Origin of the sequence: Acinetobacter lwoffii, from assembly GCF_024129715.1 — a bacterium.
GTDB lineage: Bacteria > Pseudomonadota > Gammaproteobacteria > Pseudomonadales > Moraxellaceae > Acinetobacter > Acinetobacter lwoffii_U.
The window spans coordinates 41,897-54,071 of sequence record NZ_JAMXXM010000007.1 but is presented as its reverse complement, the minus strand read 5'-3'; the positions used below and the strand labels follow the sequence as shown (position 1 = coordinate 54,071).

At 44.4% G+C, this 12,175-nt stretch carries 7 protein-coding genes; 5 read left to right on the top strand and 2 right to left on the bottom strand.

Annotated elements, in window-relative coordinates; translation table 11 throughout:
* Positions 1-89 precede the first annotated feature (89 nt).
* The 4 genes from NI462_RS07045 to NI462_RS07030 all read left to right on the top strand — a co-directional run bounded on the left by NI462_RS07045 (position 90) and on the right by NI462_RS07030 (position 8,645).
* Positions 90-3,185 (top strand): multidrug efflux RND transporter permease subunit, encoded by a 3,096-nt coding sequence (locus NI462_RS07045; protein ID WP_253159774.1) that lies wholly within the window; start codon positions 90-92, stop codon positions 3,183-3,185.
* Positions 3,186-3,357: 172 nt separating this feature from the next.
* Positions 3,358-6,486 (top strand): efflux RND transporter permease subunit, encoded by a 3,129-nt coding sequence (locus tag NI462_RS07040; protein ID WP_253159772.1) that lies wholly within the window; start codon positions 3,358-3,360, stop codon positions 6,484-6,486.
* 162 nt (positions 6,487-6,648) lie between these two features.
* The gene (mgtE, locus tag NI462_RS07035; protein ID WP_253159770.1) at positions 6,649-7,989 is read left to right on the top strand and encodes a magnesium transporter; all 1,341 of its coding nucleotides are present in this window, start codon (positions 6,649-6,651) and stop codon (positions 7,987-7,989) included.
* A gap of 74 nt (positions 7,990-8,063) precedes the next feature.
* Positions 8,064-8,645 (top strand): DUF4112 domain-containing protein, encoded by a 582-nt coding sequence (locus NI462_RS07030; RefSeq protein ID WP_253159768.1) that lies wholly within the window; start codon positions 8,064-8,066, stop codon positions 8,643-8,645.
* A gap of 79 nt (positions 8,646-8,724) precedes the next feature.
* On the opposite strand, the gene htpX is transcribed toward NI462_RS07030, so the two are convergent.
* Positions 8,725-9,630 (bottom strand): protease HtpX, encoded by a 906-nt coding sequence (gene htpX / locus NI462_RS07025; RefSeq protein ID WP_004280540.1) that lies wholly within the window; start codon positions 9,628-9,630, stop codon positions 8,725-8,727.
* A gap of 176 nt (positions 9,631-9,806) precedes the next feature.
* Positions 9,807-10,679, bottom strand: coding sequence for a lytic transglycosylase domain-containing protein (locus NI462_RS07020; RefSeq protein WP_180037120.1), 873 nt, complete (start codon positions 10,677-10,679; stop codon positions 9,807-9,809).
* A 498-nt stretch (positions 10,680-11,177) separates the two neighbouring features.
* Here NI462_RS07020 and ttcA point away from each other — a divergent pair, with 498 nt between their 5' ends.
* Positions 11,178-12,104, top strand: coding sequence for a tRNA 2-thiocytidine(32) synthetase TtcA (ttcA, locus tag NI462_RS07015; RefSeq protein WP_004280538.1), 927 nt, complete (start codon positions 11,178-11,180; stop codon positions 12,102-12,104).
* Positions 12,105-12,175 lie beyond the last annotated feature (71 nt).

The window sequence follows — 12,175 nt, the reverse complement described above, 5'->3', positions numbered from 1 at the left end:
TTCTAGTGCTATGTCACTGAATATTTGGATATAGCATGCTTATGTTCTGCATCAATTTACCCCTATTTAATTAAAAGTGACCCGGACTTATGCTGTCTAAATTTTTTATCCACCGCCCGATCTTTGCCGGGGTACTGGCGATTGTTGTCATGGCAATCGGCTTGTTCGCAGTGATGAACCTGCCAGTGGAACGTTATCCGGACATTGCCCCGCCAAGGATAACGGTGGCAGCAACTTATAGCGGCGCTTCTGCGGAAACTGTGGAAGAAAGCGTGACTCAAGTGCTGGAGCAGCAAATCAAAGGCATTGATCATCTGCTGTATTTCAGCTCGAGTAGTGATTCTTCGGGGCGTAGCCGGGTCAGCATTAGTTTTGAAAATGGCACCGACCCGGATACTGCACAGGTTCAGGTGCAAAATGCGATTAATGGGGTACTAAACCGATTACCGGAAGATGTGCAACGCCAAGGTGTCAATGTCTTTAAATCGCTCGGTGATACCCATATGGTGATCAGCCTGTATGATGAGTCGAGGCGCAGCAATAATATTGAACTTTCCGACTATCTGATGACCCATCTGGAACAGGACATTTCCCGGATTGAAGGCATTGGTGAGGTGGATGTTTTTGGTTCACAATATGCGATGCGGATCTGGCTGAATCCGGCAAAATTAAAACAATATAACCTGATGCCAAGTGATGTGCGTGCTGCGATTGAAGCCCAGAATACTCAGGTCGCTGCTGGTGCGATTGGTGATCTTCCAGCCATAGACGAGCAATACCTGAATGCCAAAGTTACTTCGGGTTCACGGCTAAAAACTGTAGAAGAATTCCAGAATATTATTGTCAAATCGGATCGTGCCGGCAGCTTTATTTATTTGAAAGATATTGCGCGGGTAGAACTGGGTGCTGAAAATTATCAGTCTTATAGTACCAATAATGGTTATCCATCAGCAGGTCTGGGTATTTCACTGGCCTCAGGGGCCAATGCCATTGCCACCTCTAATCTGATTAAGGCTGAAATTGCCCGTATTTCCCAGCAATTGCCTGAAGGCTATAAAATTGCTTACCCACGTGACAATACGCCCTTTGTACAAGAATCAATTAAAGAAGTGATCAAAACCCTGATCGAAGCTGTGATCTTGGTCATCATTGTGATGTTCATTTTCTTGCAGAACTGGCGTGCCACTTTGATTCCCACCGTGACTGTTCCGGTAGTGATTTTGGGTACCATGGCGGTGTTGTATGCACTGGGTATGAGTGTCAACACTTTAACCTTATTTGCGCTGGTTCTGGCGATCGGCCTGTTGGTGGATGATGCGATTGTTGTGGTGGAAAACGTCGAACGGCTGATGCATGAAAAGCAACTGTCTGCCAAGGACGCTGCCCTGGAATCCATGCAGGAAATTAGTGGGGCACTGATCGGGATTACGTTGGTCTTAACCGCAGTCTTTATTCCGATGGCTTTTTTTGGTGGATCGACTGGCGTGATCTACCGCCAGTTTTCTATTACCTTGGTTGCGGCGATGTCGCTGTCCTTAATGGTGGCCTTGATTCTAACCCCAGCATTGTGCGCGCTTATTCTAAAACCGAATCCTAAACCGGCAAAATGGGCGTCCTGGTTTAACCAGAAACTGGAGCATTTAAAATATCGATATCTGAATTTATCTAAACTCACGATTCAGCGTCAGGCGATCTGTTTGCTGCTGTTTGCCGGATTGATCAGTGTTTTTGCGCTGTTCTATCGCGCTTTGCCAACCAGTTTTTTACCGAGTGAGGATCAGGGGATTTTAAGCCTGCAGATTAAATTGCAGGAAGGCGCCCCGATGAAACATACCATTCAGATCGGTGAAGAAGTTCGTAAGTATTTTCTGGATCAGGAACAAGTCAACGTCAATCTGGTGATGATCCGTTATGGGCGAAATTTCTCTGGAACTGGTCAGAATTTGGCGACCGGTTTTGTGGCATTAAAACATTGGGATGAGCGTTCCGGTCAGGACAATACTGCACAAGCGATTCGTGAACGGGCCTTGAAGCATTTTCAAAGTAATCGCAATGCACAAATTAACGTGTCCATGCCAGCTTCAGTCAATGGTCTGGGACAAACCGATGGTCTGGATTTCTGGATTCGAGATATCAATGGCAATGGCCGGCAATATCTGGAACAGCAATTTAAAGCGCTGGAAGCTCGGGCGGGCAACTATACGAGCTTTGAAAATCTGGGCAAACGTTCTAATCCTGACAAAGCAGAACTACGTGTCAATATTGACCAGAAACAGGCCATGGCCAATGGCCTGACCCAATCGGCGATTAACAGTACCTTATCCAGTGCCTGGGGCGGCAGTTATATCAATGACTTTATTGATCGCGGCCGGATTAAACGGGTGATCATGCAGGGTGATGCTGAATTCCGTTCCAAGCCGGAAGATCTGGCACAGTGGCATGTACGAAATGACCAAAATCAGATGGTGCCTTTCAGTAACTTCTCGCAAGTGGGCTGGAGTGGTGGCCCTGAAGTGGTCAACCGTTTTATGGGTTATACCGCATTGCAAATGGAAGCGGATCGGGCCAAAGACAGCAGTTCCGGCCAAGCCATGCAGGATGTGGAAGCTTTAATTGCCGAGCAGGAAGGGGTGGATGTGGTCTGGAGCGGTCTTTCTTTCGAGGAAAAACAGTCCAATAATCAGGCGATCTGGCTGTATCTGATTTCAATTGGCTTTATTTTTCTCTGTCTCGCAGCTTTATATGAAAGCTGGAGCATTCCAACGGCCGTGATGTCAGCTATTCCACTCGGAATTGGCGGCAATATTATTTTCAGTTATCTGGCTGGTTTCCCGAATGATATCTATTTCCAGATTGCCTTGCTAACCACCATCGGTCTGTCCTGTAAGAATGCCATTCTGATTGTGGAGTTTGCTTCGTTAGCGCAGCAACAAGGAAAATCGGTAGTAGAAGCGGCACTAGAAGGTGCGTCTTTACGCCTACGTCCAATTTTGATGACTTCTTTGGCTTTTGGCGCAGGGATTTTACCGCTGGTCTTTGCTACAGGCGCAGGTGCGGTGAGTCGTCAGGAAATTGGTGTAAGTGTATTTGGTGGTGTCATTTTTGGAACATTACTGGTGCTGATTTTTATTCCATTTATGTATGTTTTGATTCGCCAACTCATCATCAAAAAATCGCGTGCTTAAAACAAGGGAAAACTGTAGAGCTAAAAAATCCTCGTTTATACGGGGATTTTTTTATCGCCAAAACTGGTCCAATGACTGGTTACATTTTCAGCATGGTGTGAAAATTGCTATAGAAATCATCTATTCATACAAGAATGCGTCGTGAGAATGCATCTGATGGGGATTTTTATTCATGTTGTCACGCTTTTTTATTTATCGACCTAAATTTGCAACCGTGATCGCCATTATCATGATGGTGTTAGGAATTTTTGCACTGCAAAAAATTCCGATTGAGCATATGCCGAATATGGATGCACCTGCATTAGGGGTTTCTGCGGGGTATCGGGGTGCATCTGCGGAAACCGTTGAGCAATCGGTCACGCAAATTTTAGAACAAGCGGTAAAAGGCATTGAAGGTTTGGAAAGCTTTCAGTCCAACAGTAGCGTGGGACGTGCAAATCTGACCCTGTCGTTTGAGCAAGGCGTGGATCTCGATCAGGCACTGTTGCAAGTGCAAAATGCAGTCAATGGTGTGCTAAGTCGATTGCCTGAAGAAACCCAGCAAAATGGAGTGGCTGTTTATAAACAAGGTTATGATCAATTTGCATTACTGAGTTTATATGATGAATCAGGGAAGGTGACACCTACAGAGCTTGCTGACTATTTAATGGTGCATGTCGAACCGCGGTTTTCCCGTATTGACGGGATGGGTGAGGTGGAGCTTTATGGCGCAGGCTATGCGATGCGCATTTGGCTCAATCCACATAAACTGCGCCAATTTAATCTGATGCCGAGTGATATTCGCAATGCAGTCGAGGCACAAAATGCACCACTTGTGTCTGGTTCTATTGGTGGATTACCGACAGCACAAGATCAATACATGAATGCTAAGGTCAGTGCGGATTCACGTTTAAGTAGTATTCATGAATTTGAAAAAATTATTGTGAAAACAACAGATTCAGGTTCGATCCTGTACTTGAAAGATGTCGCACGTGTTGAATTAGGGGCAGAAAGTTATAATCATTTAAATTATACCAACGGTCATTTATCCGCTGCATTATCGATTCAATTGGCACCACGGAGTAATGCCATTGCGGTTTCAGAGCAGATGCAAATGGTATTGAAAAATGCCCAAGCCAATTTGCCTGCACATTATCAATTGCGTATGACCATGGACAAAACCCCATTTATTACCAGTTCAATTGAACAAGTCGCGAAAACTCTGGTCGAAGCGATGGTACTGGTGGTTTTGGTGATGTTTATCTTCCTGCAAAACTGGCGTGCCACTATTATTCCTGCAGTCACGATTCCGATTGTAGTTTTAGCCACATTTGCGGTGCTGTATGTATTGGGAATGAGCTTAAACAGTTTTACCTTGTTTGCCCTGATTTTGGCGATTGGCCTGTTGGTCGATGATGCCATTGTGGTCGTGGAAAACATTGAACGTTTGATGCATGAAGAACATTTGGATGCTCAGGCTGCAGCTTTAAAGTCAATGAAGGAAATTAGCGGTGCATTGATCGGGATTACGTTGGTCTTAACGGCTGTATTTATTCCCATGGCATTTTTTGGAAGTATGACAGGGGTCATCTATCGTCAGTTTTCCATCACGTTGGTCGTGGCAATGCTACTTTCTTTATTGGTGGCACTCATCATCACCCCTACGTTTGCAGCGCAACTGCTAAAGCGTCAACCACATCAACCAAAATGGGCACAGCATTTTAATCGTGGCATGGATAAACTCACCATACGTTACCAAAAGCTTTCTGCACGTAGCATGCAGTTTAAAATGACGATGTTGGCTGTATTTAGTATATGTGTTTTAGGCTTTGGCTGGCTTTATAAAACCTTGCCCGAAGGGCTGATGCCAACGGAAGATATGGGCTTTGTCATGGGTCAAATTGTGATGCCAGGCAATGCACCACGTTCTGAGATAGAAAAAGTCGGGCGTGAAGTCCAAGACTATTTAATGCAGCATGAATCTGAGCGCATCCAAAGCATTGGGATTTGGTATAGCGGAAACAATGTTGGGGTTGGGCCTTATCGTGGTCAGCTCTTTGTCGTATTAAAGGACTGGGCAGCGCGTAAAAATCCTGAAGATACCGTCTTTGCTATTGTAGATCGTGCACAAAAGCACTTTGCCAATCATGCCAATGCCCAGATTTTCTTTATGGCGCCTTCTATGTCTAGTAATGGACGTGTGGTCGACTTTTGGTTACAAGATTTAGATTCACGGGGCAGCGAGTTTTTACAGCAATCCTTCTCTGAGATTGAAACCCGTGCCAAAGCAAAATCATCGATTGAATATTTACAACTTGATGTACCCAAAGAAAGTGCCGAGCTGAATATTAAACTGGATGTAGAACGTTTACTCAAATATGCCGTACCTCAGCAAAGTTTTAATAGTACGTTGGCTGCGGCTTGGAGTGGTACTTATATCAACGACTTTATTGATCGTGGACAAATCAAACGGGTCATCATGCAAGGCGAAGCGGAGTTCCGTTCTAAACCTGAAGATTTGGCACATTGGCATGTTCGTAATAGCACAGGCGAAATGTTATCGTTTAATCAATTCACTACGCTGAATTGGCAAGGTGGACCGAATAGTATCAACCGTTATATGGGCTATAACGCCGTGCCTGTATATGCAGGTATTCCCAAAGATCAATTTTCGAGTCAAACCATGCAAGATGTCGAAGCTTTAGTCGATGAACAAGACGGAGTAAATTTGGCCTGGAGTGGAGCCGCCTTAGAAGAAAAACGTAGCAGTGGGCAAGCTATTTTCTTGTATCTAATTTCGATTGCCTTTATTTTCTTATGTTTAACGGCACTCTATGAAAGCTGGACGATTCCTGCTGTGGTGTTGACCGCGATTCCTCTGGGCGTAGGAGGGAGTATTCTGTTCTGTGCCTGGTTCGGTTTTGCGAACGATATTTACTTCCATATCGCCTTGCTGACGACCATCGGTCTGTCCTGTAAAAATGCAATTTTGATTGTAGAGTTTGCCGCACAAGCAGAGCGGGCAGGTCATACTCCGGTTCAGGCCGCGATACTGGCCGCGGGCTTACGCTTGCGTCCTATTCTCATGACCTCCATTGCATTTGCAGCGGGCGTACTGCCTTTGATGTTTGCCACCGGCGTCAGTGCAATCAGCCGGCAGGAGATTGGCAGTAGTGTTTTTGGTGGGGTGCTATTTGCCACTGTCCTGGTACTGCTGTTTATTCCCTTTATGTATGTATTGATCCGTGGTCTGATGATTAAAAAAACAGTTTCTCAATCAGTGGTGATAGATCATCCATCTTTAGAAAGTGAACAAGCATGACTCAGTCAGGCTTTTTTCTGGCTAAATATCGAGGAATTGATTTATACAAAAAATATCGTCATATTGCAGCATGATCATTAAAATTATTCACATGAAAAATTAGGATACATAGGGATCAGGACAAACCTCTCTTGAATGCCAGACTTTTATAATGAGCTGCTTATGCCGACAATTTCAGAAAAAATCCAGCATATCCAACGACAATTACATTCTGAAAATCACGACATCGCTGTAGGCTTACTTAGTCAGCTGAATGTCGCCGATCAGGCGCGCATTTTAAGTCGTTTAGATGCTCGGCAACAGGCCCGAATTTTAAGGGAACTGAATGAATCGAGCTTGGTCTATGCTTTTATGCCCCTAGGGCAACAGTTAAACGTGGCACAGCACTTATCTATTTCAGAACTTGTTCCCATTCTGGACGCAATGCCTTCTGATGATTTTGTCGATATTTATAAGCAGTTTTCGCCGCCGCTACAGCTGCAATTGATGAGTGCATTATCTGAAGAATCCCAGCAAACCCTCAAAGATCTGGCCATCTATCCGGAAGGTACAGCGGGTGCCATGATGAGCTCAAGTTTTGTGACGCTCTCACCCGATTTAACCATGGATGAAGCGATACAGGCTTTACGTGTGGTGGTCGCCGGGCAGGAAACCCTGTATCTGATTTATATTGTCGATGCAGAAGAACGGCTGATCGGTGTGATTTCTTTAAGGCAGATCATACAGGCCTTACCTGAGCTGAGTATTGCCGAGGTGATGCAACGCGAAGTGATTTCTGCTCAGGTAACAGATGATCAGGAAATTGTAGCTCGAGCCTTGGCCTATTATGACTTTATTGCCCTGCCTGTAGTTGATGCCCAGCAAAAACTCTTAGGAATTGTTACCTATGACGATGCTATGGACATTGTCGAAGCCGAAACCACGGAAGATATTTTAAAGTCGGGTGCAGTAACGCCATTGACTGAATTGAGCTTGAAAACTGCCCCGATTTTGACCCTGTATCAGAAGCGGGTCTTTTGGCTGGTCATTCTGGTTTTTGGCAGTCTGCTCTCTGGAATCGGGATTGCACACTTTGAAGAGATCATTGCCGCACATATTGTGCTGGTATTTTTCTTGCCACTTTTGGTGGGTAGTGGCGGGAATGCCGGTTCGCAATCAGCCACCTTGATGGTGCGTGCCTTGGCCACAGGCGATGTCGAATTTAAGGACTGGTTTAACCTGCTCAGTCGAGAATCTCTGGTGGCGCTTTGTTTGGGCGGCACCATGGCGATTGCGGTATCCATTCTGGGTTATATTCGGGGAGATATCATGGTAGCTGTGGTGCTGGCCATCAGCATGCTCGGGATTGTGTTGATGGGCTGCCTGATCGGCATGAGTCTGCCTTTTATTTTAAATAAACTCAAACTTGATCCTGCCAGTGCTTCGGCGCCGTTGGTGACTTCCATCTGCGATGCTACCGGTGTAATTCTGTATTTATTCGTTGCTTCCAAATTATTGTTTTAATTCACAGATTGATACATCAGCGTAGAAAAAATACTTTATGCTCAAGAAAATCAGCATTATTTCTGGAATAACCTATGCCTGAGCCTGAACAAAAACCAAAACTAAGCCAACAAGAGGTAATACGTCTGGAACGTGATCTGGCCAAGTTTGCCAATATGATGGATTCCGTGGTGCGTATTCCGTTTACCAAGCAAGGAGTAGGGGCAGACGCGGCTTTGAGTACGATTCCGGTTGCTGGAGATATTGCCGGTTTTATATTGACCTGTTATGCCATTCATAAGGCCAAACAGATCGGGGTGCCGAGTGCCAAACTCAATCCAGTGATGAAGATGGCGGCGATCGATGCGGTAGTAGGATTTATTCCGGTGGCGGGCACGGTCTTTGATATTTTTATCCGGCCCAGTCGCAAGGCACTCGATGTCGTGCATCTGCATATTCGTGAGGAATATCAGATTAGCAGCGACCGGCATGTAGTGCACCCATTTTTGCATGAAAGTCTGGAGCGTAAACAACAGCAATCTGCATTCTGGCGCAATCCCGTGGTGGCCTGGATCTGGATTCATATTCCGGATATTTTAGGCACTTTATTCCTGATTTTATTTATCTTCGCGATCGGCTGGGGTGCTATGGCGCTATATCAATGGTTCAGCCAATGAGATCAGCTAAAGAATAATTAAATCCAATAAAAAAAGCCTGCAATTGCAGGCTTTTCTTGAATCAAAACTAAAGTTTTACTTAAGCACAATCAAGTTGTTGCAATGCAGCGACACGCTGTTCGATGCTTGGATGCGTCTGGAACAATGCAGCAAGGCTAAAGCCTTCTTCTTTACCCGCAGAAATCGCAAATGCTTTCATTTCTTTCGGCATGGCATCCGGCATTTCAGATTCTGCCTGTAAGCGCAGTAATGCTGAAATCATGGCTTGTTTACCTGCCAGACGTGCACCTGCTTCATCAGCACGGTATTCACGGTGACGAGAGAACCACATTACAATGGACGATGCCAAGATACCGAACACGATATCCAGCACAATAGTAATCACAAAATAGGCAATACCTGGTGCTTCACCTTCTTCACGACCAAAGACATTACGGTCAATAAAATCACCCGCGACACGTGCGAAGAACATCACGAAGGCGTTCACAACACCTTGGATCAGTGCCAGAGTGACCATGTCACCATTGGCGACGTGACCAATCTCATGTGCCAATACTGCACGAAGTTCGTCTTTGTTCATACGCTCAAGCAAGCCAGTTGATACCGCAACGAGAGCATCATTTTTGTTCCAGCCGGTGGCAAAGGCATTCGACTGGTAAGAGGGGAAAATACCCACTTCCGGCATTTTAATGCCTGCACGCTGAGAAAGTTGTGCAACTTCTTGGAGCAACCAGGCTTCAGCTTGGTTACGAGGTGCATTCGGGTCAATCAGTTCAGTACCCGTGGTCTTTTTCGCCATCCATTTAGACATGAACAGGGAAATCATTGAGCCGACCATACCGAACACAAAACAGATGACCAACAGGTTGCCTAGATTCAAGCCACCTGCGCCATGGTAACTACCGACACCGAAGAGTGACAAGATAATGCCAGCTACAACCAGTACCGCGAGGTTGGTTAGCAAGAACAAACCAATCCGCATCATTGAGAAATCCTCTTATTACAGAAAAATAATCTGATTATTAAATGTAAATCATTGAAATCAATATGCGGTGAAATCGAGAAGAATTCAAGGAAAAAATAGCATTTGGCTACAAAAAAAACAGGATATTTTTTGTGCAAATTGAAACATAGGTCTTTAAAAACAAAGCTGTTTAGGAGTTATTCACTTAAATATATTTTTGCAGATGCTGACGCATTCGCGGTGGCATATGAGCCTGCCGGTGCATCGGTGAAACTGCCATCCGCTTGAGCAATGATCTGACGCTGATACTTGGCAGCCTGAATATTGGAAGCTGTGGTGGTTTCAATCGAATAATTGTCAGAACTGGCAATCACACGGCCAGTACCAGAAGATGCTGTATAGGTAGAACTAGTATTGCCAATTCCCTGAGCATATAAGTTCTGATAACGGCTGCTGACACGACGGACATAGTCCTGAGTTTCACGAAACGGTGGCACACCCTTATATTTGGCAACATTACCTTCACCGGCATTATAGCCTGCCAGTGCCAAGGTGGTGTTGCCATTAAAACGTTTCAATAACCAGGCCAGATATTTGGCACCTGCCATAATATTCTGCTGCGGGTCATAAGCGTTGCTGACATTAAAACGACGGGCAGTCGCCGGCATAAGTTGCATTAAGCCCTGTGCACCGACTGGAGAGCGTGCCTGTACATTAAAACCGGATTCGGTATGCATCACAGCTTTAATCAAGCCTTCAGACACGCCATAGGTTTGTGCTGCCTGACGGATGATCGAGTCATAGGCATTTTTATTTTTACTATAGCTAGGTAACACGGAAGCTTCACTCGAGCCCCAGTTGCTATAACTGTGAATATTGCTGTCGGGATAATAAGTTTTCTTTTCTACCTGCAGGTGATTATAGCGACTTTTCTTATTGGTCAATAAAGTACTGCCATTACTGTCGCGTAATTGATAGATCGTTTGACCAGCATAAGCAAAATGACAACAGCTTGCCAATAGCAAACCACTGATCCCATAACGCCCCAAAACATGCACATTTATTTTCATTGTTTATATTAAGTAAACACAAGCGAGAAAAATTTAATAAAGAGTTTAACAAAAAATTACGGAATGAAAAGACTTGTGCGCTGCATTTATAAACGAGTTTGTAAATGCAAGTCATTTTTTACATTTTAGCGATAGAAAAAAAATATGATTTAATTTAAAACCTTAGGCTTGACAGGTTTAACTATTTGATTTTTATTAATAATTAAATTGATCAAAAAATAATCAATTCAAAGAAAAGCCTTATCTTTTGAGCCGGACAAGTTGTCAAGTCTGTTTCAATCCACAAAGTTATCCACAGCTTTTGTGGACAACTGTGGAAAAGTCCAAAAGATAAGCATCTTGACTAAAAAATGAACGCAATCGTTCAATATATCAATCTAAATAAAACATGAAAATGAAACTAATAAGACATTTTCATGAAAATAAATTCTTTTGATGCGATAGCGGTCCGAATCGGCTAAAATTGCGCGGTATTTTTTTTATGGGTTAATCTCGTCTATGTACTCGCCAGTTGAGTCCGAACAAGGATTTAATTTCAAACCTGAACTGCCAACAAGCTCAGCCTACTACCGTTTGTTGAAGAAGCTTCGCCGCCAGGTCGGACATGCCATTCGTGACTTCAAGATGATTGAAGAAGGCGATAAGGTCATGGTGTGTATTTCTGGTGGTAAAGACAGTTATACCCTGTTGGATATCCTGCTACAGTTCAAGCGCATCGCACCGATCAATTTCGATGTAGTGGCTGTGAATCTGGACCAGAAACAGCCAGGCTTCCCGGAAGATGTATTACCGCGTTATTTAGAAGAAAATAACATTCCGTATTACATTTTGGAAAAAGACACCTACAGCATCACTAAAAAGTTGACGCCTGAAGGTAAAACCTACTGTGCAGTCTGTTCGCGTTTGCGTCGTGGTTCTTTATACGGTTTTGCGCAGGAAATTGGTGCGACCAAGGTTGCCTTAGGCCATCATCGTGATGATATCCTGGCGACTTTCTTCCTGAACCTGTTCCATGGCGGCAGCTTGAAAGCTATGCCACCAAAACTGTTGTCTTCAGACAAAAAGAACATTCTGATTCGTCCACTGGCCTATGTGGAAGAAAAAGACATCATTAAATATGCAGAAATGCGTCAATTTCCAATTATTCCATGTAATTTATGTGGCTCTCAGGACAACCTGCAGCGCGCAATTATCAATGACATGTTACGTGATTGGGATAAAGCACATCCAAAACGTCTGCACAGCATTTTTGGCGCATTGCAAAATGTTTCGCCATCGCAGCTGGTCGATCGTGAATTATTTGATTTTGAAGTGCTGGACAGCCAGCGTGAATTCGACTTCAAAGGCGGTGATTCAACTGAAGAAGCTGTGGAAGGCGAGAACCGCCGGATCAATATGGTCAATCTGGGCTTTGCTGCAGACTAATTTTAGAACGTGTAGACATCAGCCTGCGGGTTGATGTCTGCTTATAAACATAAATAAAAATAGAACTACAA

Coding starts and splice junctions, on each gene's coding strand:
- NI462_RS07045 (WP_253159774.1), top strand. CDS start 90: ATGCTGTCTAAATTTTTTATCCACCGCCCGATCTTTGCCGGGGTACTG.
- NI462_RS07040 (WP_253159772.1), top strand. CDS start 3,358: ATGTTGTCACGCTTTTTTATTTATCGACCTAAATTTGCAACCGTGATC.
- mgtE (WP_253159770.1), top strand. CDS start 6,649: ATGCCGACAATTTCAGAAAAAATCCAGCATATCCAACGACAATTACAT.
- NI462_RS07030 (WP_253159768.1), top strand. CDS start 8,064: ATGCCTGAGCCTGAACAAAAACCAAAACTAAGCCAACAAGAGGTAATA.
- htpX (WP_004280540.1), bottom strand. CDS start 9,630: ATGATGCGGATTGGTTTGTTCTTGCTAACCAACCTCGCGGTACTGGTT.
- NI462_RS07020 (WP_180037120.1), bottom strand. CDS start 10,679: ATGAAAATAAATGTGCATGTTTTGGGGCGTTATGGGATCAGTGGTTTG.
- ttcA (WP_004280538.1), top strand. CDS start 11,178: ATGTACTCGCCAGTTGAGTCCGAACAAGGATTTAATTTCAAACCTGAA.